Genomic DNA, 26,162 nt, shown 5'->3' on the forward strand with positions numbered 1-26,162 from the left:
CATGCCCCAGCTCCCCGACCTCGCCCTGCCCGTGACCCGCTTCCTGGCCGCCCATCCCGCCGCCCGGGGTGTGCTGGCCGAACTGGGCATCACGGCCGCCACCGACGCCGAATTCCTGGCCAGCGCCGCGCCCTTTTTGTCCATGGCTTCGCTGCTGTCCGTCTCGGGCCTGTCCGCCCCGCTTTTCGCCGAAGCGCTCCACGCCGCCGCCGACCGACCCGCGCCCGGCATGACGCCGCTTTTCTGCGACGGCTGGAACCCGCTCTCCCCGGGCCTGCGCCTGTTTTTGAGCCTGCCCTGCCCGCTCAAGGCCCCCATGGGCATCGCTCTGGAAAATCTGCGCGAATCCCTGCCACCAAGCGCGCCCTGGCCGCGCATCTTCATGGACAGCTGCGGCAAGCATACCCTCAACGATCTGGCCTCGGAGCTCTCGCGCCCCGAAGAAGTGCCGGACATGATCGTGTCGGCCGGCCTCAACGGCTTTCTTTCCAAAAGCTTCCGCGACCGCTTCGCCGACGGCGACCTGCTGGCCCGGCTGCCCCAGGACATGAACACGGCCCTGGCCGAGGCCGGGCTGGCCGACCCGCGCGGCGTGTGCCGCATCTACGCCGTCAATCCGCTGGTCATGGTGGCCGTGCCCTCGCGCCTGGGCGGCCTGCCCGTGCCGCGCTCCTTCGACGACCTGCTTAATCCGGCCTATGCCGGCAAGATCGGCCTGTGCGGCCCGCCCGAGACGGCCGGCGATTCCACCCTGCTGCTGCATATCCGCCTGCGCCACGGCCTGGACGCCCTGGCCGCCCTGGGACGATCCATGGTCTGCGACACCCACCCGGCCCAGGTCTTCCGCCCGGCCCCGGGCACGGACGCGCCGCCCATCGCCGTCATGCCGGCCTTTTTCGCCAACGCCGCCCCGCGCCAAGGCGATGTGGAAATCATCTGGCCCGAGGACGGAGCCCTGGTGTCGCCGCTCTTCGTCATGGTCAAGGCCACGGCCAAAAAAGCCGTCACGCCCCTGCTCGATCTGTTCCTGGGCCGGGAAGCGGCGGCCATCTGCGCCGGCGCGGCCCTGCCGCCGACGCTGCCCGCCACGGGAGGCGGCATGCCGGCCGGCAAACGCCTGCGGTTTATCGGCTGGGACGTGCTGGAAAGCCGCGACCTCGGACCGCTCATCGCCGAATCCGGCGCGGCCTTCGCCACGGCGTACTACGAGCAGCATCGGTAAGCGGGGGGGAATGCCTCCGGCGGCCAGGAGAGGCGCTGCCTCTCCTGGACCTCTCCGCCGGGGGCCTGAGGCCCCCGGACCCCCCAAATGGGTAAAGGGGGTTAGGGTGGAAATTGGCGTTCTGGGGGGCGGGGAATATCGTTGCTCAGGCGACCGCAGTCAGGGCGCGGCCCCGGCACAGGCCAGGGCAGCCCGGCGACGCCTGGCCGCGCATAGCCGGCCAAGCGCCTGTGGGTCGTGGAGAAATAGCGCTCCGGCCGGGCACACGGCCTGGCAGGCCGGACCGGACGGCCGGCCGGCGCACAGGTCGCACTTTCCGGCAACCTTGCGTCCGGGCAGGGAGGCCAGCGGCAGCATGTCCATGGCCCCCACCGGACAGGCGGCCAGACAGGCCTTGCAGCCGGTGCAGGCGGCCGTGTTCACGGCCACGGACCGGCCGTCGGAATACAGCGCTCCGGTCGGGCAGGCGGCGGCGCAGGGCGCAGCCTCGCACTGGCGGCACTGGACAGGCACGGCCAGCCCGCCGTCGCGCACCACGGTCAGGCGCGGGGCAAAGGCCGCGCCGGCCTCGGCGGCCCGGCCCGGATCTTCCCCAGTGGCGGCATGGGCCAGGGTGCAGGCGATCTCGCAGGCCCGGCAGCCGATGCAGCGCTCAGCGTCGGCCAGAACCATGGCGTGCATCAGTCGTGCCCGCCCTTGGCCGCCCCGCCGTAGACCGTGTGCAGCAGCTCATGGGAGCGGTGGGACAACGGCCGCTCCAGAAAGGCTGCATAGAGTTCGGTGACGGCCGGGTTGGCGTGGGCGGCGCGCACGGGCAAGGCCCGGTCGTGATTGCCAAGCGCCTGACGCCGGGCGGCCACGGCGGCGGCCACGTCCACGCCGGGCAGGAGCTTGGGCGTGCCGCCGCCGGCCACGCAGCCGCCCGGGCAGCACATCACTTCCATGAACTGGAAATCGGCCGTTCCGGCGGCCACGGCTTCCAGCAGCGGCCCCACGTTGGCCAGCCCCGAGACCGTGACGGCGGCCAGCTTGTTGCCGGCCAGCTCGAACTCGGCCCGGGCGACGCCGGGACCGGCCGGGGTAAAGACGATGCCCGATTCCGGACCGGCCGTTTCCCGGCCTTCGCCGCAAAGGGCCACGGCCGTGCGCAGGGCCGCTTCCATGACCCCGCCCGTGGCCCCGAAGATGACGCCGGCCCCGGAATAGCGGCCCAGGGGCGCGTCAAAGGGTTCGCCTGGCAGGGCGGCGAAGTCGATGCCGGCCTCCTTGAGCCAGGCGGCCAGCTCGGTCACGGTGACCACCGCGTCCACATCGGCCAGGGCAGCCGGCCCCGAGCGCAGTTCCGGCCGGGCCGCCTCGTGCTTCTTGGCCGTGCAGGGCATGACCGAGACGCTGGCCACGGCGGCCGGATCGAAACCGTCCAGGGACGCGGCGTAGCTCTTGAAAAGCGCCCCGGCCATCTGCTGGGGCGACTTGCAGGACGACAGGTGGGGGGTCAATTCCGGCCAGGCCGTTTCCACATGGCGCACCCAGGCCGGGCAGCAGGAGGTGAAAAGCGGCAGCCGGCCGCCCTCGGCGATGCGGGCCAGCAGTTCGGCGCTTTCCTCCATCACCGTGACATCGGCGGCAAAGGTGGTGTCGTAGACCACGGCAAAGCCCAGGCGGCGCAGGCCGGCGGCCAGTTTGCCCGGGGTAAGCGAGCCCGGAGCCAGCCCGAATTCCTCGGCCAAGGTCACCCGCACGGCCGGGGCGCACTGGACCATGGCCACCCGCGAGGGATCGGCGACCAAGACCTTTGCCGCATCGAGATCGCACCGGGCATGGGCGGCGAAGACCGGGCCGGCCGCCTCGGACGCGCCCCGCTGCCGCCGGATGGCGGCAGGATCATGGGCCGGCTCGTCAAAGGGCGCGGCAAAGGCGCAGCAGACCTGCACGCACTGGCCGCACAGCACGCAGCGCTCGGCGTCGATGGTCTGGGCCTGGCCTTGCGGCCCCGTGACGGCCCCAACAGGACACACCTCGGCGCAACGGCGGCAGCCCGTGCACAGGTTCGGGTCAATGGCAATGACGGGGGCAACACCGGGGGCGATGACGGGACGGGCGCTCATCTTCCTTCCTCCCGCGCGCCGGACGCGGCGGCGGCCATGGCCCGGGCGGCGGCCAAGAGCCGAACGCGGCGCACCTCGCCCGGTATGACCAGGGACAAGGCCCCGGCCGGGCAAGCCCCCACGCAGGCCGGGCCGGCCGGCCGCTCGCGGCACAGGTCGCACTTGCTGGCCAGCCAGGCCGGTTCCTCGACAAAGCCGCCCGGCACGGCCGGATCGGGCACGCGGCGCAACACGGGCCGGCCGTGATCCTGGACCTCGGCCATGGCCATGGCCCCGACCGGACACACGGCCAGGCAGGCCTTGCAGCCGATGCAGCGGGCCGGTTCGACCACCACGCCCGAGGCGTCGCAGCGCACGGCGGCGGTAGGGCACACGGCGGCGCAGGGCGCGGCCTCGCAGTGGCGGCAGGCCACGGGGGCCGCGGTCCCTGCCTCGCGCACGAGATAGAGCCTGGGGACCGGGGGCCGCGTCAGGCTGCCCACGGTGGCCCCGGCCGCCATATGGGCGGCGGCGCAGGCCAGTTCACAAGCCCGGCAGCCAATGCAGGCCCCAGGCGTCACACTCACAAATGGCCTCAATCCCATACTATTCACTTCCCACCTCGCTTACCCCCATTCCCCCTTTCGGGGGGTCCGGGGGGATCATCCCCCCGGCCGCCGGAGCAACGGTGTTCTGAGTCAACCGATAATCAGGGATCTACGCCGCGTGTGCGTACTGTCCCCACGGTTGCCCGGATCGCACCATTGCATTCAAAATCGTTATCAACTTTCGCATCGAAGCAACTGCGGCGACTTTATGTGGTTTGCCGGCTTCCTTGAGGCGATTGTAAAAATCACGTATGACGGGATTGTATTTTTTAGCTGACAAGACAGCCATATATAATACAGATCGAACATCACTTCGACCTCCCCATACACGACGTTTTCCTCGACGCTTTCCGCTGTCACAATTCAAAGGGGCAACCCCAACAAGAGCAGCGATCTCCCGACGATTCAACGTTCCAAGCTCAGGCAGATTGGAAAGGAGCGACCTTGATAGGACATCTCCGACTCCAGGGACGCTCCGGAGCAAATTGTCTCGCTCACGCCAAATCGGACTCGCTCGTACTACTGTGCCAAGATGCGTGTCGATCTCAGACAATCGTTCCTCAAGCCAGTCAATATTCTTCTCTATATCTGCTCTTACCGAGCCATAAGCACGAGTAAAACGATTTTTTTCCATGACAAGCATTCGAATGAGTTGGTTGCGCCTGGACATTAGCGAACTCATTTCTTGCGCTTGCTCGTCCTTCAGAGGGCGTACTTCAGGCTCCATCTGCTTGCCAAAAAGAGCAAGAATCTCAGCGTCAATCTTGTCTGTTTTAGCCAGCCGTCCTTTAGCTCGCGCAAAATCCCGAGCCTGGCGGGGATTGATGACTACAACGGGGAATTTCTTGAGACTCAATGCCGTGGCAACAGGAATTTGAAGGCCGCCAGTCGCCTCGATGATAATAAGCTTTGGACGAAATTTTGAAAATTTCCTGCAGATAGCTTTTATACCATCGGGGTCGTTAACAAATTGAAAGTCATTTCCGTCAGGAAGCGTGTGGACAGCAAGAGTTTCCTTAGAGACATCAATTCCGATGAAACAGTCAGCAGCCATGTACATTCCTCCAGTACCCAGCCTTGTGATACGGGCTCTTAGCCCAAGCAACGGTTCGGGCTTCATGGAAGAAGGGGACGACGATCATGGCTCCGGCTCGAGCTTAAAACTCAAGGCAATTTCGACCTATCGTCCCCTTGACCCCATCAAGCTAACCTCGATGGGGAAACATACAAGGCATCTTCTCTTCTTCTTCGCTCTTCTCAATAGCCACGGCGCAAGCCTTGAACGACGGCGTGCCGGCCACGGGGTCGGCCTCGGCCGTGGTCAGGGCGTTGGCCGGGGATTCGGTGAAATGGAAGGTCATGAAGACCAGGCCGGGCGGCACGCGGCGGGTGACGCGCGCCCGGGCCGTAGCCTCACCCCGGCGCGAGCGCAGGCGCATGAGGCCGCCGTCGGTAATGCCGTAGCGGGCGGCGTCGTCGGGGTGCACCTCGGCCAGTTCCTCGGGGGCCGCGCCGGCCAGGCCGAAGCAGCGCCGGGTCATGGTGCCGGTATGGTAGTGGGGCGACACGCGGCCGGTGGACAGGGTCAGCGGATAGCCGTCGTCGGGCGGCTCGGCCCGGGAGCGCGCCGCCAGCGGCACGAACCGGCCCAGGCCCCGGGCAAAGCGGCCCACGTGGAGGATAGGCGTGCCGGGATGGGTTTCGTCCGGGCAGGGCCATTGCAGGCCGCCGCGTTCCAGCCGGGCGTAGGTCATGCCGGCGTGGCTGGGGGTCAGCCGGCGCATCTCGTCGAAGACGGCCTCGGCGTCGGCGTAGCGTTCGGGCCGGCCCAGGCGGGCCAGCAGCTCGGCCAGGATCATCCAGTCCGGGCGGCTGTGGCCGATGGGGTCCACGGCCCGGCGCACCCGCTGCACCCGGCGCTCGGTGTTGGTGAAGGTGCCGTCCTTTTCGGCGAAGCTCGCCCCGGGCAGCACCACGTCGGCCAGCTCGGCCGTTTCGGTCAAAAAGATGTCCTGGACCACCAGGAAATCGAGGGCTTTCAGGCAATGGGCCACATGGGCCACGTCCGGGTCGCTGCGCATGGGGTTTTCGCCAAAGACGTAGACGGCGCGAAGCGTGCCGTGGTGGGCGGCGTCGAGCATCCTGGGGATGGTCATCCCGGGCTCGGCCGGCAGCTTCACGCCCCAGGCCGCTTCAAAAAAAGCCCGGGCCGCATCGTCGCCAACCGGCCGGTAGCCGGTCAGGACGTTTGGCAGCGCGCCCATGTCGCAGGAGCCTTGGACGTTATTTTGCCCGCGCAGGGGGTTCACCCCGGTCTTGGGCCGGCCGAGGTTGCCCGTGGCCAGGGCGAGGTTGGACACGGCCAGGACGTTGTCCGTGCCGGTGACGTGCTGGGTGACGCCCATGGTGTAGTAGAAGGCGGCGTTGGCGGCCTTGCCCAAAAGGCGCGCGGCCCGGCGGATGGCCTCGGCCGGCAGGCCGCAGACCCCGGCCGCGTCCTCGGGGGCAAAGGCGGCCAGGCCTTGGCGGAAGGCCTCGAAGCCTTCGGTGCGGGCGGTGATGAAATCCTCGTCGGCCAGGCTTTCGTCCACGATCACCCGGGCCATGGCTGACAAGAGCGTCACGTCCGTGCCCGGGGTCAGGCGCAGCCAGACGTCGGCCCTGGTCGCCAGATCGATCTCGCGCGGGTCGATGACCACGAGTGCCGCCCCACGGCGCTTGGCTTCGAGCATGGCCAGGCCCATGACCGGATGGCATTCAGTGGTGTTGGAGCCGATGACGCACAGAGCGTCGCCCGGCCCCATGGCGGCGATTTCGCCGATGGCGTTGGTCATGGAGCCGCTGCCCAGCGTGGTGGCCAGACCGGCCACGGTGGGGGCGTGTCAGAGCCGGGCGCAGTGGTCGATGTTGTTGCTGCCTAGCCCGGCCCGGAAAAGCTTCTGGAAGAGGTAGTTCTCCTCGTTGGTGCAACGCGCGCTGCTAAAGCCCCCCACGGCCGACGGGCCGCCGACCGCGGCGGCCTCGGCCAGCCGGCCGGCCACCAGGGCCAGGGCGTCGTCCCAGGAGGCCGGGACCAGCCGGCCGCGCGAGCGAATGAGCGGCGCGCGCAGCCGGTCGGGATGGGTCACGAAATCGAAGCCGAAGCGGCCCTTGGCGCACAGCGCCGGGCCGTTGACCGAGGGCGACGGGCCGGGTTCGGCCCGAACGACGCGGCCGTCCTCGACACAAAGCGTCAGGGAGCAGCCGACACCGCAGTAGGGACAAATGGTGGGGATGTGTTGCATGGGCGTGCCTTGAGGCACAGGCCATGCCAGGACATGGCGGTTACGGCAAGGCCCTTTCCGCCGCGCCAATCGGGGCCAGGGTGGCCTCCAGGGGCGCGGCCCGCCGCCGTGCTCTCACGTTGATTGCATGCAACGCCACAACCTTGCCGGCTGTTTCCGAGCGCCAGACCGCCTCCAGGACCAGGATCAGGCAGCCCGCCAGACACAAAACGTCAGCCGCCAGGAATACCGGCAGAGGAATGCGCAGCAGGGCGTGATGGCCGGCCAACACGCTCCCGGCCTCGCTCAATCCGGCCGCGCCCGTCTCCTGAAACGGCAGTACGCCGTACGTGCCGTCGAGAAAGGCGGCACTCAACACCCCGGCCAGCAGCAGCAGGGCCAGGCTTCCCGCGCGCCGGCCGCACAGGGCCGGGCCGGCGAGCAGGGCGGCCAAGGTCACGGGCAGGGCCAACATGCCGTACCAGCCGCCGGTGGTGGGCACGCCCCAGCGGGCGGCCGAGTGCACGGCGTGGTAGCCCAGGGCGGCCACGGTGAACAGCCACAAAAGCCCCAGGCAGGCCACGCCGCCGCCGAGCCGTCCGGCCTCGCGCCGTGCCCTAGAGCGGGCCAGAGCCACGGCCAGGGCAGCGGCGCAAAACGTCACGGCCAGCTTGAAGACGCTGCTCATCCAATCCGGCGAACGCAGGTTGGACCAGCCGGCCACATGGGGGATGGCGTTGTAGAGCACGGGGTTGCGAAAGACGCCGTAGCCCAGGTTGGACGCCGCCTTGAAGTAACGGGCCGGGCCGTACCCCTGTTTGGCGTTTAGCGCCGCCTCCTGCATGGCCGTGGGCTGGCCGTACCTGGCGAAATTGACGGCATGATGCCAGCCGGCCACGGCGAGGTAGCCCCCGGCCAGGGCGGCGGCGCAGACCAGCGCCGCCCGACGGCTCCCGGGGCGGCGGCCCTGCCAAAGGACGGACAGGCCCAGGGCCGGAACAAGGGCCAGGGTGGTGGACTTGGCCAGCACGGCCAGCCCGATGACCGCGCCAAGCAGGGCGTAGCGCCAGAGCCGACCGGGCGCGGCCAGCGGGCGCGGCGCGATATGCAGCAGGTACAGGGCCAAGGCGGACGTGCCGAGAAAAAGGGCCAACGCGTCGTTGGAAAACCGGGCAAAGTTATAAAAGACGTAGGAAAAGCTGGCCGCCAACACGATCACGCCGTCGGGCAGCCAGGACAGCCGCCCATCGAGGGGGAACACCCGGCGCAGGAGGCGATGCCACAAGAAAAGCGTGGGCAACAGCAGCAGCCCGTTGACCAAACGCACGCCGTCGGCCCAGGCCAGCAGGCTGGCCGGGTCCGAGCCGGACAGAAACGGCGCGGCCAGAAAATAGAGCAGCGGCCCGTGCTGGGCCTGGTAGCAGAACATGTCGAAGCGCTTGGCCGGCTCCAGGGAACAGGCCGGATCGCCGCCGGGATAGGGCTTGGCGTCGATGCCGCGCAGCATGGACAGCGACGTGGTCGGGTGGGGATGGGCCGTGATGAAGGGCACGAGTTCGCGCGGCATGGGTGTGCGGGGCGTGGGCATCACCCCGGTCTTGTGGACGTGGTAGGCCACGGCCAGATGCGGCAGCTCGTCCCAGCCGTTAAACGGCAGCTGGATCTGGGCCACGGCGACCACGCGCACGGCGGCCAGCGCCAGGACCAAGGGGAGCAGCCCTCTTCGGGGCCGGGACAAACCGGAAAACCAGAAGACGAAACGCGTACGCCACATAGCCTATCCCGACCGGGGCGGCGTGCCAGGCGCGAGGCCTGGCCTCCCGTCCGCGAGGCGACCGGTCCGGGTCCGCGCCGCCGTGCGACGCCCAACCCGCCGCTTAGACGCCGGTTCCGACAATCCGGTTACGCAACCTCCAGGCCGCGACCAGGCGCGGCTTCCCCGATCCGGTCCTCTTGCAAAGCGCCCACGGCCGCGACGCCGCGTCCCCCTGGAAGGAAGCGTGCGGCGAATCGGTGACGCCGATCTCCCCCGTCCCGCCCGCCTCGTCACGAAAACGCCGCAAAGCCTTCACCCGACCGCGCCCATCGCCACGTAGCAGTGGCGGCAATTCCAGTCAGCCCTGGACAACCCACCGCCTTCGAGACGTGCCATGAGCCTCAAATACAAGCTTATCCTTTTTTGTCTGGCCATCAGCATCCTGCCCCTGGCGGTCACGGCCGTGGTCAGCATGCGCCAGGCCGGCAGCATCCTCGGCGAACAGGCCTTCGCCGGCCTGGAAGCCGCCCGGGACAGCCGCAAACAGGCCCTGGAGGCAGCGGCGGCCACCTGGCTGCGCGAGGCGGCCATCCTGGCCAAGGTCAAGGAAGTGTATAACGGCGTGGGCATGTTGCGGGACTATTTCATGCTCGGCAAACCCGGCGTGCGGGTGGAGACGGCCACCGACGAATACAAGGATCTGCGCGACTACGTGGCCCCGCCCTTTACCCCCTTCACCGAGGTGCTCGGGTTCGAGGACGCCCTGGTGGTGGCCGACGACGGCCGGGTCTATTACGCGGCCAAGGGCGGCCAGGAGGTCGGCGAGGACCTCAAGGCGGGGCCGCTCAAGGATTCCAGCCTGGCCGCTGCCTGGAAAGGGGCCATGGCCGGCAAGATCACTTTTGCCGATTTCGCGCCCTATGCGCCCCTGGGCGGCGAGCCGGCCGCGTTTGTGGCCGCGCCCATCAAAAACCATGTCGGCACCATGATCGAGGCCGCCGCCGTGCTGCGCGTGCCGCGCGCCGAGCTGGCCCGCATCATGGGCCAGGGCGAGGCGGCCGGCATGGCCCGGGAGTTTGTGCTGGTGGGGGCCGACGGCGGCGTGCGCGTGGCCTCAACCCAGGGGCTGGCCGCCATTTCCGGCGTGTCCGCCGACACCGCCCAAAAAGCCCTGGCCGGCCAGACCGGCGACGCCTCCGGCCCGGACGAGGGCGGCCAGGAGACCCTGGCCGCGTATGCGCCGGTGGTCTTTGGCGAAACGCCCTTTGCCCTGGTGGCCCGTACCCCGGCCGACGAGGCCTTTGCCGCCGCCCGGGGCCTGCGCCATGTCTCCCTGGCCGTGGCCGGGGTGACGGCCGGGTTGGTGCTCCTGGCCGTGACGCTGTTTTTGCGCAAGGAAATCCTCAAGCCCCTGGCTGGTATTCTCGACTATCTGGCCGCCGTCACCCACGGCGACTTCGCGGCCGCGCCACCGGCGACCCTTCGCGGTGAAATGGAACGCCTGCGCCAGGGCTTGATCGCCATGGTGGCGGAAATCAAGAACAAGCTCGGCTTTTCCTCAAGCATTTTGAAAGCCATCACCCTGCCCTGCCTGGTCGCCGACATTGACGGCCGGGTGACCTTCGTCAACCCGGCCCTGCTCCATCTGCTCGGGCGCGGCGACGATTACAAGGCCGTTCTCGGCCGACCGGCGGCCGAGGTCCTGGGCCGCAACCCGGAGCTGACCAGCCAGTTGACGGGCTGCCTCACCGACCGGGCCTGCAGGCTGGGGGTCGAAACCCTGTTGTCCGACGGCTCGGACGATCTGCGCCATGTGCGCGTGGACACCGCGCCGCTCTATGACCTCGACGAGGGCCTCATCGGGGCCTTTGCCCTGGTGGTGGACCTGACCGACGTCAAATCCACCGAGGCGCTCGTGGTCAGCCGTAACGAGACCCTGCGCCGGGCCGCCCTCCAGGCCGAGGACATCGCCCGCCACGTGGCCTCCCGGGCCGAGGCCCTGTCCGGCCGGGTGGTGGCCGTGTCCGACGGGGCCATGACCCAGACCGCCCAGCTCCAGGAGACCGTCGGGGCCATCGCCGGCCTCAACCAGGCCCTGGACGCCGTGGCCGCCGGGGCCGACGGCGCGGCCGGCGGGGCCGAAGCGGCCATGGGCCAGGCCAAGGCCGGCCGCGAGGCCGTGGAGCAGACCGCCCGGGCCATCAGCCAAGTGCGCGAGCTGTCCGGCGAGCTGCGGGCCAGCATGGACGCCCTGGGCGACCGGGCCGCCTCCATCGGCGGCATCATTTCCGTCATCTCCGACATCGCCGACCAGACCAACCTGCTGGCGCTTAACGCCGCCATCGAGGCGGCCCGGGCCGGCGACGCCGGGCGCGGGTTTGCCGTGGTGGCCGACGAAGTCCGCAAGCTGGCCGAAAAAACCATGCTGGCCACCCGCGAGGTCTCAAGTTCGGTCCATGCCGTGCTGGCCGCCGTGGACGACAGCGCGGCCAAGGCGGCCGGCGCGGCCGCGGCCGTGGCCCAGGCCGACGGGTTGGTGGCCGGCTCGGGCCGCACCCTGGCCGCCATTGTGGAAAGCTGCGAGGACGCCGCCCGGGCCGTGCGCGAGATCGCCGCCTCGGCCAAGACCCAGGCCACGGCCCACGACGAGATCAACCGGGCCGTCTACTCCATCGGCGAGGTGGCCGAGGAAACCGCCCGGGATATGGACGAGGCCGCCGGGGCCGTTTCCGACCTGGCCGGCCAGGCCGGCGACCTCATGCGCCTTATCGAGGAGATGCGAGGCTAAGGCCGCGTCCGTAAAAGCCTCTCCCAGGGGCCGGGCCCATCCCAACACCGCCGATTGGTGCAAAACGACGCCACAGCGTATTTCACGGGCGCGGCGAGCCGGCTCTCGCGCCCTTTTCCCGACGCCGGCTTGATTTCCGCGAGGGATGCGGCTACCTCAAGCCCCGACCGGACGCATCGGCCGGTCCCATCCACTCGTTTGCCGCGCGGGAGAACCATGCGCTTCACCAAAGCCCTGCTCATCAGCCATATCACCGATCTGGCCGGCCCTTCGGAAGCCCTGGAGAACTACCTCAAGGCCCGAAGCGACGTTTTGGGGATCATCTACCACCCCTTCCACTACTGCTCGGACCGGCGCTCCATCGCCCGCAAATACGTCGGCGGCCGGCTCGTCTCGGAAAAAAAGCGTTGCGGCGCGGCGCTGCCGGGGCTGGTCACCTATTTCAAGGACGCCTTTTTCTCGGTCTTTTTCTTCCTCGGCTTTTTTTCGCGCTTCGAGACCTGCGTGGCCTGCGACCCCTTAAACGGCGTGGTGGCCATGGTGCTCAAACGCCTGGGACTCATCCGGCGGGTGGTCTACTACACCATAGACTGGATGCCTGAGCGCTTCGCCAGCAAGATGCTCAATAAGCTCTACCACGCCCTGGACCGCTTTTGTCTGGACAACTGCGACGCGGCCTGGAACATCTCGCCGCGCATCGTGGAGATTCGCCGGGAGCAAGGGCTGCCCGACGACCGCAACGTGCTGGTGCCCGTGGGCGTGGATCTTGAAAAGATCGACCTGCCCGACAAGTCGGCCAAAACCCCGCGCGACGTCGTGCTGCTGGGAGCGCTGAGCCCGTCCAAGGGCGTGGATCTGGTCATCGAGGCCTGGCCGGCCCTGACCCAGCGCTTCCCGGGACTGACGCTGCACGTCATCGGCAAGACGCCCAACAACGCCATCGAGGACGGCGTGGTCTACGCGCCTTACGAGCCGCGCCTGACCGCCCTTGGGGAGAGCGTGGTGCTCCACGGCGTCATGAACCACGACAAGGTGCTGGAAACCCTGCCGGCCTTCGACCTGAGCCTCGCGCTCTACCGCCCCACGGACAACAACCTGTCGCGCTGGGCCGATCCCAGCCGGGTCAAGGACTATCTGGCCTGCGGCCTGCCGGTGGTCATCACCGACGTGCCGGAAATCGCCAAGGACGTGGACGCGCTCGCGGCCGGCGTGGTCGCGCCTTACACCGTGGACGGGGTGGCTACGGCCATCGCCGCCATGGTCGAGGACCCGGATCGCTGGCGGGCCATGCGCCAGGCGGCCGTGGCCTACATGCAGCGCTACCGCTGGTCGGCCATCTTCGACGCCTCCTTCGAGGCGGCCCTGGCCCCGCCGGTGCGCTAGCGGGTCGCGCCCGCGACAAGAATTTCTTTCGGGCCAGGCCGGATGGCGCGGCAGGCATCTGAAAAATGCCGCCATGCTCCGACAAGCCGCCGGGGCGACCCGTGCCGGCCGACCGCCGCCCCCGGGCGCGTCCTGACGACGGCCGCCTGTTCGCCCCATCCATCGCCAAGGCAAAGGAACAAGACGTCATGCGACGAAACACGGTGTACGCGCTGGCCGCCCTGGCCGCCCTGGCCGCGCTGACCTGCGTCGCTTTCGCCGGGGTGCTGGCCCGGCCCGGCATCGTCGGCCACACCTGGGACTGGGGCATCCCCAATTTCGCCGAGCAGTTCCGGGACATGGCCCGGCATCATTTCTCCACCTGGGACGCCTATTTCGAAACCGGCCGCTACCACTATTTCAAGCTGGAGCTGCTCTATTGGCTGGCCCTGTGGCCGGCGTCGGTCCTTGGCGGCGAGGCCGTGTCCAAGTGGCTGCCGCTGTGCCTTGTCTTTGCCTCGGGCGCGACCCTGTGGCCCCTTGCCCGCCGGCTGGCCCTGCCGCCCTTTTTCGCCTTTCTGGCCGCCGTGTTCTACGCCTTCTCGCCCTATGCCCTAAGCCGCGTGGTGGCCGGCCACATGCCCATGCTGGTGGGCTACGCCCTGCTGCCGGTGGTCATACTGGCCGCCCTGTCGCTGCTGGACCGCCTCGCCGCCGGCCGGCCCGGGGTGTTTCGGGCCACGGTCGCCACCGGCTTTGTTCTGGGGCTCACGTCGCTGCATCCGGGCGTGGGCATGAGCGCGGCGGCCATGCTCTTTATCGCCTTTGCCTGCCGGTTCGTGTCCTGCCAGCGCCGCAAGGCGCTTGTCGTGGCGTTTGTCGGCCTGGGCGCGGTGGCCGTGGCCATGAACATCCATTTCATGGCTCCGTTTTTCGGCGACTATTTCGGCAAGGGCGCCATCCGCCACGGCTGGGGCCTGTCGGTTTCGGCCGACGGCGACGTGACCGTGGATTCCGAACTACCCCGGCGCGAGGCCTACCACGAGTCCACCAGCCAGCCGGCCGACGCCTCGTTTTTCCTGCGCCTGCGCCCGGGCATGGACACCGAATACGTCTACCCCGTGCCCCGGGGTCTGGGGATTCCCTGGAATCTGGCCGCCCTGGCCCTGACGCTGGGGGTCTTCGCCTATCCCTTTTCCCGGCGCAAAAGTCCGGAGCTGACCGGCCTTTTCGTCACCGCCCTGTGCGGCGTGCTGCTGGTGGCCGGCTCGCGCACCCTGCCGGGGCTGGTCTTTTACCAGCTGGCCCTCAAAAAGACCCTGCCCATCCTTTTTGCCGCCTTTTCCAACACCACCCGCTGGCTGCCCCTGGTGATCCTGCCCTATGCCCTGCTCCTGACCCGGGCCGGGGCGGAGCTGGTCGCCGCCGCGCCGCGCCCCAGGCTCGCCGCCGGGGCTTGCGCCATGGCCGTTGGCCTATTTGTCTCGCCCTTCTTGGCCGGCGGCCTCACCCGCCCCTTTGACCCCGAGCGCGATCCCCAGCCGCTGACCCTGCACCAGACGCCCATCAACCCCGAAGTGGCCTCGGTCTACGGCTTCCTGCGCGACCGGCGCGACGCCTTTCGCGTGAGCTACCTGCCGCCCATCGGCATCACCTGGCCCGGCGACACCGACTACACCTTCGAGTGGACCTCGGCCTATTCGCCCAAGCCCTTTTTCATGGCCTTTAAGACCCATCCCCTGGCCGAGCCGGTCTTTTCCGGCTTCTACGCCGAGCGCCCGAGCACGAAAATCAGCCGGCTCCTGGGCCTGGGCTCCTGTCGGTTCCTGGTCTACCCGCGCTACGACCACGCCTACACCTACGACGACTTCCAGCCGGCGTTCGCGGCCCCGGCCATGGTGGACGGCTACAAGGACTACAAGCCGGTTTTCGACGCCAACCTGGCCCGCCAGGAGGGCCTTGTCGCCATGCCCCTTTTCCGCGACGTGGCGCTCTATAAAAACGAAGACTTCCTGCCCCTGGTGCGGCCCGGCGACCGGGTGGCCGCCGTGGAGGCCGTGGGCGGCGGTTATCGCGGCAACGCCGTGGCCGCCGCCCTGGCCCAGGAGATCGAGCTGCCGGACTACGATCCGGGCACGGTCTATCTGCGGGCCGGTTCCGATCCGGTCTTTCTGGAATTCGTGGCCGCCATGCAGGGCGGCGGCCCCACCGCCACCCGGCTGTTGGCCGACCGCGCGGGCGAGAAAAAGCTGGCCGTGGTGCGGCCCAAAAACCGCCTGGACCCGCCCACGGTGGAATTTCGCCGCCTGGGGCCAACGGCCGTGCGGGTGCGCGTCCACGGGGCCAAGGCCGGCTTTCCCCTGGTCTTCCAGGAGACCTTCCACACCGGCTGGAAGGCGATGCTCGTGCCGCGCACCGTGGGCGAACTGACCGGCCAGGGCCGGGACATGGCCGCGCTCACCGCCGCCTACCATCCCTTCCCGGTCCAGGGACTGGATCAGGCCGGACAGGCGGAACTGGCCGGCTACGTCAAAAAAGGGCTGGTCTCCAGCCTGGGCGACGGCGCGAACAAGGAACGCGAGGCCTTTCTCTACGGCCCGGGGGGCAAGGTGACCGGGGAAACCGAGTCCCGGTTCGCCGTGGACTACGTCTCGCCCCTGACCGCCGGAGCCATCCAGAACGACAACCTGCCGGCGCTGGGCACAACCGAAGCCTTTTTCCCGTCGGCCTTTGCCCCGGCCACGCCCCAAGCCGTCTCCAGGCCCCAGGACCCGGCCGGCTGGAGCGCCCCGGCCCCGGGCGGCCCGGTCGCCCTGCCCGAGGCCCTGCATGTCGAGGCGTATGGCTTCGCCAACGCCTGGTGGCTGCCGCCGGGTCTCGTGCGCCTGTTGCCCGAGGCCGCTTCCGATACGCCCGGCTATTTCGCCGCCCGGGCCGACGGCGGCCTGGACTACGAACTGCTGCTTTTCTTCGCGCCCCAAACCTCGTACCTCATCGGGCTTATGGGAAGTGCTGCCGCCTACGTCTTCTGCCTGGCCGTCATGGCCTCCGGGCTTTTCGCCCCGCGCCGCCGGGAGGACGACCATGCTTAAGGACCACGCCCCGGCACTTTTGCCCGAGCCGCCCGCCCGCAAGGTCGGCGGCGCGGTCTTCGCCGGGCTGTTCGGCGTCCTGGCCGTGATGTCGTGCCTGAAATACCTGGCCCTGCATTCCACGGTCTTCGACCTTGGCGTCTTTCTGTCCAACCTCCACTCACTCCATGTGGCCGGCCAGTGGTGGCGGGCGTTTCTCGGCCATGCCCAGCCGTTGTTGCCGGTCTACGCCCAGGTCTACCGGCTGGCGCCGGACCAGGCCGCGCCGCTGGCGCTATTGGTGTCCCAGGCCTTCGTCCTGGCCCTGCCGGCCTTTTTCGCCGGCCGCCGCCATGGCACTTTGGCCGCCATGGCCTATGCCCTGTTTTTCCCGGTCTGGACCAACGCGCTGTTTGACTTTCACCTCGACCATCTGCTCGTGCCCATCCTCTACGGCTTCCTGGCCGCCGCCACCACCGGCCGCATCGGCTGGGCCGTGGTGCTTGGGCTGGCCCCGTCCCTGGTCAAGGAACCCTACGCCCTGACCACGATTTGTTGTGGGGCCTATCTGTGGCTGTGCGAGGGCCGGCGCAGTCCGGGGCTGTTCCTGGCCGCTTTCGGGGCGCTCTATTTTTATGTGACGACGTCTTTGATCGTGCCCTTTTGCACCGCCGACGCCGGCCTTGGCATCCAAAGCGGAGCCTTCTCCTGGCTCGGCGGCAGCCCGGGCGCGGCCCTGGTCACCCTGATCACCCAGCCTGGCAAGGTGCTTGCCGTGGTGTTCGGCGTGCCGGGCAAATGGAAGTACCTCTTTTTCCTTTTTGGCTCTCTGATCTTTTTTCCGTTGCTGCGGCCCAAGCTCCTGCTGCCGGCCTTGCCGACCATCGCCCTGTCGCTGCTCTCCACCAACCCGAGCTATTACGGCTGGGCCAACCACTACACCGCCGGCGCGGCCGGGGTGCTCTTTTTCGCCTTTTGCCAGGTGCTCGGGCCGGTGCGCGTCCTGGCCCGCCAGTCCGGGGCCGGGGCCGGGCGGGTGGTGTTCGCCGTCATGGGCTGGCTGGCCATCGCCCACGTCATGCTGGCCCCCTCGCCGGTGTCGCGCCTTTTCTGGACCACCGACAGCTTTGCCTTTTCCAGCGACGCCTACGAACCCACCGCCCGCGACGCCGCCATCCTGGCCGAGATCCTCAAAGTCGTGCCCCAGGACCCGCGCGTGGCCGTGGTGTCCCAAAATACCCTGAACTGGGGAGCCTTGGCCGAGCGGCTGGATTACAACAGCTTTCCCCTGGGCGTGTTCGAACCCCATCCCGTGCGCGACCTCTCCGGCGCGACCTGGGCCGATTTCTGGACCTTCGTGCGCACCCGGCAAACCCCGAACTTGCCGGTGCGGTCCTGGCAGGCCCAGTATGTGCTGCTCGACCTCACCCGGCCCTGGTTCGTCCTGGACCGGGGCTGCGAGTTCATCCAGGGAGCCTGCCGCGACGAGGACGTGGCCCGGGAGTTCAACGTGTTCGTCATCCGCGCCCGCCAGGAGTTCGAGGCCCTCTACGACCAGGGCGGTTTCCTCATCCTGCGCCGGCCAAAGCCCGCGACCCCGCCCCCGGCTCCGGCCCTCTTGCCAGCCGAGGCGGCTGCCGCCGGACAACCGGCCGAGGGCGTCGCCGCCAGCCCGAGCGTGAACCAGCCGGTCGTCCAACCGGCCGCCCAGCCGGCGACGCCGGGACAGCCGCCGGCCGTCGTCGGATCGCCGGCCACGGCCGCTCCAGGCGCTGCCGTGCCGACCGGCCAGACATCGGCCACGCCCAAGACCGGGCCGGCCCAGGCCACGCCGGCCACCGCCGCCCCCGCCGCGCCAGGTTCCGCCCTGGCCCCGGCCGGACCGCCTCAGACTACGCCCGAGGGCGACCTGGGCACCGAGATTGAAGTGGAAGTGTTGGACCGGTTCCCGAGCCAGCGCGCCAAAAAGCTCAAGCCCGCCGGCCGCGAGGGCGAAGCCGCCCCGGCCGATCAACCCGGACCGAGCGGCGGTCAGCCGGCCCCGGCCACGCCGCCGGCCTCGTCCGGGGTTCCGACTCCGGCCGACGCATCCGCCGCCGAGGGCGACGTCCCGACCAAACGGCCCCAGCGCCAGCGCCGCCCCAAGCCCGACGCGCCGGAGGCCGCCCCGTCATCCGAGGCCGCCCCGGGCCAGCCGGCCACATCTTCGGCCGTGATTCCGGCCCCGGCCGACACCCCCGCCGCCGAAGGCGAAGCCCCGGCCAAACGCCCCCAACGCCAGCGCCGCCCCAAGCCCGAAACCGTGGAGGCCGCCCCGTCGTCCGAGGCCGGGCAGGGCCAGCCGGCCGCCGCCCCGTCGGGCCAAACGTTGGGCCAGTCGCCAAATCTGGCCCCGGACGCCGCCCCGGCCGACGAGGCCGCCCCGCGCCCGAAGCCCCGGCCCCGACGTCCCAAGAACGTCGAAACCATCGAAGCCGGCCAACCGGCCCCGCAGCCGGCTCCTGCCGCTCCGGCCACGACGCCCTAGGCTCCTGCCATGACACGCTGTTTTTGCTGCTCCCAAGCCCCGGTCGCCCGGCGCGGCCGGGTTGCCGGGCCAACGACCAGGCCCGCGCCGCTGCCGCGGGCGCTCTCCCGGCCTTGGCTGCTTCCCTTGGCCGCCTTGTGTCTCGCCCTTGGCCTGGCCTGGCCCGGGCCGGCCACGGCCCTGGACCTCGACCCCAGGCCCGAAGGCGCGCCGCTTCGGCTGCCGGGCGAGCTTTTCGGCCGGGACCAGGCCGTGGAAGGCCGGCTTTTCGTCAAAATCGGCCCCAAGAAAGTCAAATACTCCCGCGTGGTCGAAACCGCGCCGCTTTCGCTTGCCGCGCCCAGCCCCAACGGTCCGGCCACGGTCCAGGCCCTGGCCGAGCCGGGCGGGGGTAACGACATTCCCCTGGGCCGCTTCAACGAAATCGGCCTGGACCTGCGCGACGCCGATCCGGCCAACCCCACCCTGGCCGCCCTGACCCTGCGCGCCCCGGACGGCCGCACCTTTGGCAGCGATCCCCTGGAATGCGTGGAACACCTCGGCCAGACCTATCTCGACGGCCTGACCCCGGACAACACGGCCGAGATCGCCACGGCCACCTGGGCCGACAAGAACGCCCTGTATCTGGCCCGGCGCGTTCTCGATCTCCCCTTTGACGACCTCTGGCGCACCACCCAGGACGGCCCCTCGACGTTTCTCCAGCGCCGCTTCGACCGCGACGCCCTGGACCTCGGGGCCGTGGACGTCATCCTGCGCCGGCCGGCCCCGGTCCAGGTCAACCTCGTTGTGGCCCTGGACCCGGCCGATCCCAAGGCGCGCACCGTTCTGGACTGGTACGCCCTGGCCAAACGCACCTTCGCGCTGCCCGACGGCCGCACCGTGCTGCGGGTCTACGTGGGCCGCTATTTGCGCGAGCGCCATCCCGGACTCAAGTGGGCGCGGCTTAAGGAAATAAGCCTCATGTTCTTCCGCCAGGGCCTGCCCGAGGTGGCTCGGGACCGGCTGGCCCAGCGCCTGGCCTTTATCCCCTCGGGCTTCGATCCGGCCGCCCTGGCCCGGGACGGCCTGCCCGGCCCCCTGCCCACCCGGGTGCGCGAACCCTTTGCCGGCGCGCGCCGGGTTTTCGTCAACACGACCGCCGCTGCCAGCGCCGTGGGCCAGGGCGGCCCGGCCCGGGCCGAACTGCGCCTGTCCCCCATGACCGCCTCCCAGCCTGGCGGCGGCGCGGCCGAGCGCGCCTATCTGGCCCTGTCCTCGCCCCGGCGCGAAACCCCGGCCTTCCTGGCCGCCGCCGACGAGCTGGCCACCAGCCTGGGCGCGGCCCCGGACATCGACCGCCCGGACGGCGGCGTGCCCGTGACCCCGCTGTGGAGCCTGGCCCCGCCCTTTGACCGGACGCCGCGCCGGGCCGCCGACGGTTTTGGCGGGCTTACCGACGAGCCGGTCTATCTGGCCGGCGCGCCCGGGCTTTTTACCGGCACCGGTGAGATCCGCTATTTCCGTGCCGCCTCGGGGCTGGTGGTGGAAGGGACTGGAGCGCGCCTGGACATGGCCGTGGCGGCCGCCTTTGCCCCGGCCGCCGGCCTGAACCATTTCTTCCGCCTGGACATCGGCCGCGATCCGGGCCTTGCCGGCGTGGAACTGCTCGTCTACGCCCCGGGCCAGACCGAGCCGGCCCGGACCTACCCTCTGCTGCCGGGCCAGCCCACGCCCCTGCCCGGACTGCCGGCCCGGGTGGCCCGGGCGGTGGCGCGCTTCACCTTCACCGGCCGGGATTTCGCCCTGCCCGTGACCCGGGCCATGCTGGTCGCCGCGCCGGCCGGACCGGCCGCCACCGGCCTCTACGACGCCGCCCTGCCCTGGCCCGTCACCTCCACGGCCGTGACCCGCGCCGAGGCCGGACGCGTCAGTTACGCCCCGGGCCGCAGCCTTGGCCCCATGGCCTGGCTGGCCGCCGGGTTCGAGCTGGTGGGCGATGCGGCGGCGGTGTCCGTGGCCGGAGGCGCGCCGGCCGTGCCCGACGCCCGGTCGGGACGCCTCATGGCCCGGCTGCCAGAAACCTCCGGCCCGGTCGAACTGGCCGTGGCCGGCCTTGGCAGCCAGCCCGCCGGCCAGCTTGAACTGGTCAAGCCTGTGTTTTCCGGCGACCCTGCCGTGTCCTGGCGCGACGTGTTCGCCGCCGCCCCGCTGGTCTCCCTGGGCGGAGCCGATCACGCGCCGGGGCCGGTATCCGAGGCCACGGCGGCGCGCCTGGGCAGCGCCGACGACTGGCTGCCCCTGGGGCCGGCCGCACTGCCGGCCAAGGCGGCCATGGCCCGGTTTTTCGCCCATCCCTGGTATGGCGTCGCGGCGTTGTGTTTTGAAACCGACGCGCCCCTGCATCTGTCGCGCTTTGCAAAACCTCCCCGCGAGGCCGCAGGCGGCGGCCTGGGGACCCTGAGCCGGCTGCTCGCCGCCCTGGCCCTTGTGGGCGGAGGCGTTATCGCCTGGCGGCTGGTCGGGCGGCAGCGCGCCGGCGCGGTGTTGTCCCGGCTGACGGACCGCCCCCTGGCCTGGCTGGGGGCGACCCCGTCCCCGGCCGATGTTCGGCGCGATACGCGGACCTTCGGCGGGCTGGCCCTGGCCGGGGTGCTGGTCGCCCTCACCGTGGGCGGCGCGCCCGGCCGGCTGGCCCTGGCCCTTGCCGGGCTGGCCCTGGTTCCGGTATGGCGGGCGGGCGCGCCCCGAACCACGGCCGCCTTGTCACGGCGCTGGCCGGGCCTCGGGGCCTGGATCGCCGCCGGCCCTGGGCGGACCTATTTTTGCGGCTTCGCCCTGGCCCTGGCCATTGCCGCCTGTTTCGGCGGCCTTGGCCTGCCGCCCGTGGCGGAATTTTTCGCCCAGGCCGGGCTCTACGCTTTTCTGGCCGGATTGTGCCGGCTGCTGCCCACCAAAGCTCCCAACCGGGCTGACACGCCCCAGGACGCCGCTTCGTGAAACGCTTCCTCAAGCAGAACATCGTCATCCTCGTCCTGCTCAACTCCGGCAACCTCTTCAACTACCTCTTTCAATTGGTGGTCGGGCGCTGCATGAGTCCGGCGGATTTCGGCGGCTTCAACGCGCTCAATTCCACCATGGTGATTTTTTCCGCGCCCCTGGCCATCGTGCCCCTGGTCATGGCCCGGTTCACGGCCCGGTTCGTCCTTACCGACATGGGGCTGGTGCGCGCCCTGCTCACCCGCGCCCTGGGCCTGGCCGCCGGCCTGGCCGTGGTGGCCTACGGCCTGGGCGCCCTGGCCCTGCCGGCCTTGCAGGCTTTCCTGCACATCGAATCCCCCACCCCCATCCTGCTCATGCTCGGGGTCATGGCCGGCTCCTTCGTCCTGCCCGTGCCCTGGGGGATGCTCCAGGGACTCCAGCGCTTCACCGGCTACGGCATCGCCGGAGCCTCCAACGCCTGTTTCCGGTTCCTGGGAGCCATCGCCTTTGTCTGGGGCCTGTCCTACGGCATCAACGGCGCGCTGATTTCAAGCCTCACCGGCATCGCCGCGGCGCTGTGCGTCAATTTCCTGTTTCTTCGCGACGTGTTCCCCGTCACGCCCTCGCGCCTGCCCGAGGGGCTTTTCAAGGAAGTCGGCACCTATTCGGTGGGGATGCTCCTGTCGTCGATCATCGTCATGGTGCTGGGCAACCTCGACGTGGTGCTGGTGCGCCACTACTGCGACGCTGAAGGGGCCGGGCTTTACGCCACGGCGGCCATCCTCGGGCGCATCGCCTTTTACCTGCCCTCGGTGCTCATGAGCGTGCTTTTCACCGAGGCGGCCACGGCCAAGGAATCCGGGCGCAACGACCTGTCGTCGCTGTGGATTTCCATGGGCCTGACCGCCGCCCTTGGCGGCGGCTTCGCCCTGTGCTGCCTCATTGGCTCGTCGTTTGTGGTCAAGCTGCTCTTTGGCGCGCAGTATGCGGCGGCCGGCCCGCTTCTGGCCGTCATCAGCGGGGCCATGGCCCTTCTGGCCGTGGCCAACATCCTGTTCGTCTATTTCCAGGCCCGCTCGGAATTCGGCTTTGTCTGGTTCCAGGCCGCCGGGGTCGGGCTTTTTCTGGGGCTCACGCTCTTTTTCCACGACACGCCCATGACCGTGGCCTGGCTGCTGTTCGCCGGCATCGCGGTCATGCTGGCCGGCTCGCTTTGCTGGCTGCTCGGCCGGGTGCGGGCCCGACGGGCCGAAGCGGCCGGAGTCTGACGGCTTTTTGCGGCAGGACCGCGCAACCCGGCCGCGTCCATCAATCAATGCGATAGTTTTTTAATAAAATCAGTGCATTCTAGCCGTTGACAACGAAACGCTCCAAACGCTTTTCGTGGACGCGGCACACGAGCAGCAGGGAGGCGTCATGGCCGGCAACACCTTTGGCACCATCTTTCGGCTGACCACCTTCGGCGAATCCCACGGGCCGGCCCTGGGCGGCGTCATCGACGGCTGCCCGCCGGGCGTGCCGGTCACGGAGGCGCTCATCCAGCGTGACCTGGACCGCCGCCGCCCGGGCGCGGGGGGACTGACCGGCACGGCCCGCAAGGAGCCCGACGCCGTGCGCCTGCTCTCCGGCGTCTTCGAAGGCGAGTCCACGGGCACGCCCATCGCCTTTGCCATCGAGAACACCGACCAGCGCTCCCGGGATTACGAAGCGGCCAAGAACCTCTTGCGCCCGGGGCACGCCGACGGGACCTACCTCGCCAAATACGGCCGGCGCGACTATCGCGGCGGCGGCCGGGCCTCGGCCCGGGAGACGGCCGCCCGGGTGGCCGGCGGGGCTGTGGCCGCCTCGCTTTTGGCCGGCCGCGGCATCGACGTTTGCGCCTACACCGTGGAATTCGGCGGCCTGCCGGCTGCGGTCCTCGATGCGGCCGGCGCGGCCGACCGGCCTTTTTGCGCCCCGGACCCGGCCGTCATCCCGGCCTGGGAAGCCCGGGCCAGGCAGGCCATGGGCAGCGGCGACAGCCTGGGCGGCATCGTCGAGGTGACGGCCACCGGCGTGCCGGCCGGCCTGGGCGAGCCGGTCTTCGACAAGCTCGACGCCAGGCTGGCGTATGCCCTCATGGGCATCGGCGCGGTCAAGGGCGTGGAGATCGGGGCGGGCTTCGCCGCCGCACGCCTGACCGGCTCCACCAACAACGATCCCATCGTCAACCCGCCCGAGAGCAACAACGCCGGCGGCATCCTGGGCGGCATCTCCAACGGCCAGCCCGTCACGGTCCGGGCGGCCATCAAGCCCATCCCGTCCATCGCCGTGCCCCAGCGCACCACGGACATCGCCGGGAATCCGGCCGAGATCGTGGTGGGCGGCCGCCACGACCGCAGCGCCATCCCGCGCGTGGTCCCGGTCATCCGGGCCATGGTCCTGCTGGTTGTGGCCGATTTCCTGCTGGCCCAGCAGGCCGTGCGGCCCGTGGGCGCGCCCTGGACCTAGGGCCGCGTCCATCCGCAACCGCGCCCGGCATCTTGCCGCAAGTCGTTGCGCAACCTTGTCTCGCCGAGGGGGCGGCGTACAGAACCAGGCGGTTTTATGCCGAAACGGGCAGGATTTGTTTTGCGGGCGCGGCAAGCGGGTCACGCGCTGGAACATTGGGCTGCAAACAGGCAGACGCCATTTTCCCACGGTGTTTTTTGTTGAACAAATACCGGCCTGTCTCTAACGCAGGCTGCGCGGCTGCGCCTTTTCTGGCCGTCGCCGACCGGCCGGTCAGCGCCCCAACGGGCTACGCAACATGTTGTCTTCCCGTGAGGTTCGGGCCGCCCTGAAGCGACAATCGCCAGCGGCTGACCGGCCGCTGTTTATTTTTGACTCAACCGCGCTTTTATTTGCCCCAATTTTACCTTTTCGCGATAATTACCCAAAATATAACGACAATCATCTCATTTCCCCCGTCACAAACCCTTGCGAGTAGTCGCGGTTGCGCGGAATTTGTCTTGAACCGTCTTCCATTTTCTCGTATTATGATTTTAACCATACGGCATTGCATATTTTTTCAGCGTGGTTCGATCCTTGCTTTCCTGGCCTCACTGTTTCGGACGTACCATGCCCCAACGGCCCGGTCCTGGGCCGTCTCCGATCCTACGCGCACCCGGAGACGGCATGGACAGCCGGGCTTGCCGCCGGAGATGCAACATCGCGCTGCCGCACAACGTAAGGAGGCGAATATGGATGTACCCAGCAAGAGCAACAAAGCGTGGGTCGACATTGTGACCGGGAAGAAGACTTTTCAACTGAAGTTCCTGGCTGCCAAAATCCTGCTTGGTCGATTGACGCGGTCCGTCAAGGAAGATCCTTCGCCGGAGAACGTCAGCTCCAGCATTGATCAGATCTATGCCATTTTCGCTAACAACGTGAATATGCCCAGCGTTCAGGACGACCTGAAAACCATCTTCGGCTAGGAGGGCGTTATGCAACAGACCATTTCCACCGTCGCGGATATCAAGCAGAAAATCGAGGCCGGCCGCAAACTCCTCCTCGCCGGCGACGAGGAAGCCCTCCGCCAACTGCCCAAGGGCGACTGGATCGCCGGCACCATCCCCTACTTCATCGCCGCCGACAAAGGCGGCATGGTCAGCCGGGAGATGATCTGCGCCACGGACATCACCGACTACACCGCCGGCATCGAAATCGCCGTGTATGACGCCAACGGCCTGGCCCGCATCTATACCGAAGGCCCCAAGCACGGATTCAGCTTCATCATCCTGCCGGCGGCCAGCAAGACGCACCTGTCTTTTGCGCTCAATGCCCCGAATTACAAAGACTTCGGCATCCGTCCGCTGATCGGCTGGGTGGCCGGCGTCCATTTGAGCGACCTCGGCAAGAAAACCCCCAAGGTGGTCAACGGCCAGACCGGCGAAGTCCTCGAAGACGCCGCCCTGGTGCTCCAGGCCCAGCTGCCCCCGGGCAAGGTCGCGGAAATCGGCATCATCAACCTGTTCGAACAGGGCGACGGCGACATCCTGAGCTTCGGCTCCGACGGCTTTTCGGCCAAGGACGTCCTGGTCAACGGCGAGAAACGGAATTTCGCCGCCTATATCATGAAGAACAAGCTGGACACCAAGCTGCCGCTGGTGGCCGACTACTACGGGGCCATGGTCAACATCAGCTTCCAGGATGTCGACGAAGTGGAAGGCCAGGTCAAATTCTACGCCCCGGTGTTTACCGGCATCCGCTACAAGCACGCCCGGCCGGTGGCGGACTACGTCAAGGTCTTCAACGACCGCCTGGGCCGGGAAGGGGCCATCGACTCCTCCCGCGTGGCCTTCTCCTGCAACTGCATCCTCAACTACCTCTATTCCGAACTCGAAGGCAAAAAGACCGACCCCTTCGTCGGGCCGGTCACCTTTGGCGAAATCGCCTACCAGCTGCTCAACCAGACCCTGGTGTATCTCGAAATCATGGACGTTTAGGGGGGGAAGGCGCAGGGGACGCAGCAAGCTTCTTGCACCAGGGCCGGCCGGCCG

The 26,162-nt window shown here is 69.0% G+C and carries 16 protein-coding genes; 10 read left to right on the forward strand and 6 right to left on the reverse strand.

Going from position 1 to position 26,162, the window contains the following annotated elements; all coding sequences use genetic code 11:
* Nucleotide 1: 1 nt before the first annotated feature.
* Entirely contained in the window at nt 2–1,222 is a 1,221-nt protein-coding gene (locus DMR_RS20485; protein ID WP_015862960.1) for an ABC transporter substrate-binding protein, read from the forward strand.
* 159 nt (nt 1,223–1,381) lie between these two features.
* On the opposite strand, the gene DMR_RS20490 is transcribed toward DMR_RS20485, so the two are convergent.
* From DMR_RS20490 to DMR_RS20520, 6 genes are all read right to left on the reverse strand, one after another.
* Nucleotides 1,382–1,903 (reverse strand): 4Fe-4S dicluster domain-containing protein, encoded by a 522-nt coding sequence (locus DMR_RS20490; RefSeq protein ID WP_015862961.1) that lies wholly within the window; start codon nt 1,901–1,903, stop codon nt 1,382–1,384.
* Entirely contained in the window at nt 1,903–3,330 is a 1,428-nt protein-coding gene (locus tag DMR_RS20495) for a [Fe-Fe] hydrogenase large subunit C-terminal domain-containing protein (RefSeq protein WP_015862962.1), read from the reverse strand. Before DMR_RS20495 ends, DMR_RS20490 begins: the two co-directional genes overlap by 1 nt.
* Nucleotides 3,327–3,896, reverse strand: a complete 570-nt coding sequence (locus tag DMR_RS20500; protein ID WP_232502847.1) for a 4Fe-4S dicluster domain-containing protein — start codon at nt 3,894–3,896, stop codon at nt 3,327–3,329. The genes DMR_RS20495 and DMR_RS20500 overlap by 4 nt, the downstream gene beginning before the upstream one ends.
* Nucleotides 3,897–4,026: 130 nt before the next feature.
* Nucleotides 4,027–4,971 carry an IS110 family transposase gene (locus DMR_RS23980; protein WP_148208341.1) on the reverse strand — a complete coding sequence of 315 codons (945 nt, stop codon included), beginning with the start codon at nt 4,969–4,971 and terminating at the stop codon, nt 4,027–4,029.
* A 151-nt stretch (nt 4,972–5,122) separates the two neighbouring features.
* On the reverse strand, nt 5,123–7,201 hold the full coding sequence (gene fdhF / locus DMR_RS20510; protein WP_081429659.1) for a formate dehydrogenase subunit alpha: 2,079 nt from the start codon (nt 7,199–7,201) through the stop codon (nt 5,123–5,125).
* Between the two features lie 40 nt (nt 7,202–7,241).
* Nucleotides 7,242–8,954, reverse strand: a complete 1,713-nt coding sequence (locus DMR_RS20520; RefSeq protein ID WP_015862966.1) for a glycosyltransferase family 39 protein — start codon at nt 8,952–8,954, stop codon at nt 7,242–7,244.
* A gap of 376 nt (nt 8,955–9,330) precedes the next feature.
* Between DMR_RS20520 and DMR_RS20525 the strand changes: the two genes are divergently transcribed.
* From DMR_RS20525 to DMR_RS20565, 9 genes are all read left to right on the forward strand, one after another.
* Nucleotides 9,331–11,724 carry a methyl-accepting chemotaxis protein gene (locus DMR_RS20525; RefSeq protein ID WP_015862967.1) on the forward strand — a complete coding sequence of 798 codons (2,394 nt, stop codon included), beginning with the start codon at nt 9,331–9,333 and terminating at the stop codon, nt 11,722–11,724.
* 216 nt (nt 11,725–11,940) lie between these two features.
* Nucleotides 11,941–13,107, forward strand: a complete 1,167-nt coding sequence (locus DMR_RS20530) for a glycosyltransferase (protein WP_015862968.1) — start codon at nt 11,941–11,943, stop codon at nt 13,105–13,107.
* A 188-nt stretch (nt 13,108–13,295) separates the two neighbouring features.
* A complete protein-coding gene (locus DMR_RS20535; protein ID WP_043602070.1) occupies nt 13,296–16,178 on the forward strand; it encodes a hypothetical protein in 2,883 nt (960 codons plus the stop codon).
* Nucleotides 16,171–18,684 (forward strand): DUF2079 domain-containing protein, encoded by a 2,514-nt coding sequence (locus tag DMR_RS23985; protein ID WP_015862970.1) that lies wholly within the window; start codon nt 16,171–16,173, stop codon nt 18,682–18,684. The genes DMR_RS20535 and DMR_RS23985 overlap by 8 nt, the downstream gene beginning before the upstream one ends.
* 9 nt (nt 18,685–18,693) lie before the next feature.
* Nucleotides 18,694–21,660, forward strand: a complete 2,967-nt coding sequence (locus DMR_RS20545; RefSeq protein ID WP_015862971.1) for a hypothetical protein — start codon at nt 18,694–18,696, stop codon at nt 21,658–21,660.
* Nucleotides 21,657–22,910 (forward strand): oligosaccharide flippase family protein, encoded by a 1,254-nt coding sequence (locus DMR_RS20550; protein WP_015862972.1) that lies wholly within the window; start codon nt 21,657–21,659, stop codon nt 22,908–22,910. The genes DMR_RS20545 and DMR_RS20550 overlap by 4 nt, the downstream gene beginning before the upstream one ends.
* Before the next feature lie 148 nt (nt 22,911–23,058).
* Nucleotides 23,059–24,132 carry a chorismate synthase gene (aroC, locus tag DMR_RS20555; protein ID WP_015862973.1) on the forward strand — a complete coding sequence of 358 codons (1,074 nt, stop codon included), beginning with the start codon at nt 23,059–23,061 and terminating at the stop codon, nt 24,130–24,132.
* Between the two features lie 731 nt (nt 24,133–24,863).
* Nucleotides 24,864–25,097, forward strand: coding sequence for a hypothetical protein (locus DMR_RS20560; protein WP_043601279.1), 234 nt, complete (start codon nt 24,864–24,866; stop codon nt 25,095–25,097).
* A gap of 9 nt (nt 25,098–25,106) precedes the next feature.
* A complete protein-coding gene (locus tag DMR_RS20565) occupies nt 25,107–26,108 on the forward strand; it encodes a DUF6976 family protein (protein ID WP_015862974.1) in 1,002 nt (333 codons plus the stop codon).
* The last annotated feature ends 54 nt before the right edge of the window (nt 26,109–26,162 follow it).

The sequence above is a fragment of the Solidesulfovibrio magneticus RS-1 genome, from assembly GCF_000010665.1.
In the GTDB taxonomy this organism is placed as follows: domain Bacteria; phylum Desulfobacterota; class Desulfovibrionia; order Desulfovibrionales; family Desulfovibrionaceae; genus Solidesulfovibrio; species Solidesulfovibrio magneticus.

Excerpts from the sequence above, each read along its gene's own strand:
- DMR_RS20485 (WP_015862960.1), top strand. The coding sequence starts at position 2 with ATGCCCCAGCTCCCCGACCTCGCCCTGCCCGTGACCCGCTTCCTGGCC.
- DMR_RS20490 (WP_015862961.1), bottom strand. The coding sequence starts at position 1,903 with ATGCACGCCATGGTTCTGGCCGACGCTGAGCGCTGCATCGGCTGCCGG.
- DMR_RS20495 (WP_015862962.1), bottom strand. The coding sequence starts at position 3,330 with ATGAGCGCCCGTCCCGTCATCGCCCCCGGTGTTGCCCCCGTCATTGCC.
- DMR_RS23980 (WP_148208341.1), bottom strand. The coding sequence starts at position 4,971 with ATGGCTGCTGACTGTTTCATCGGAATTGATGTCTCTAAGGAAACTCTT.
- DMR_RS20520 (WP_015862966.1), bottom strand. The coding sequence starts at position 8,954 with ATGTGGCGTACGCGTTTCGTCTTCTGGTTTTCCGGTTTGTCCCGGCCC.
- DMR_RS20525 (WP_015862967.1), top strand. The coding sequence starts at position 9,331 with ATGAGCCTCAAATACAAGCTTATCCTTTTTTGTCTGGCCATCAGCATC.
- DMR_RS20530 (WP_015862968.1), top strand. The coding sequence starts at position 11,941 with ATGCGCTTCACCAAAGCCCTGCTCATCAGCCATATCACCGATCTGGCC.
- DMR_RS20535 (WP_043602070.1), top strand. The coding sequence starts at position 13,296 with ATGCGACGAAACACGGTGTACGCGCTGGCCGCCCTGGCCGCCCTGGCC.
- DMR_RS23985 (WP_015862970.1), top strand. The coding sequence starts at position 16,171 with ATGCTTAAGGACCACGCCCCGGCACTTTTGCCCGAGCCGCCCGCCCGC.
- DMR_RS20545 (WP_015862971.1), top strand. The coding sequence starts at position 18,694 with ATGACACGCTGTTTTTGCTGCTCCCAAGCCCCGGTCGCCCGGCGCGGC.
- aroC (WP_015862973.1), top strand. The coding sequence starts at position 23,059 with ATGGCCGGCAACACCTTTGGCACCATCTTTCGGCTGACCACCTTCGGC.
- DMR_RS20560 (WP_043601279.1), top strand. The coding sequence starts at position 24,864 with ATGGATGTACCCAGCAAGAGCAACAAAGCGTGGGTCGACATTGTGACC.
- DMR_RS20565 (WP_015862974.1), top strand. The coding sequence starts at position 25,107 with ATGCAACAGACCATTTCCACCGTCGCGGATATCAAGCAGAAAATCGAG.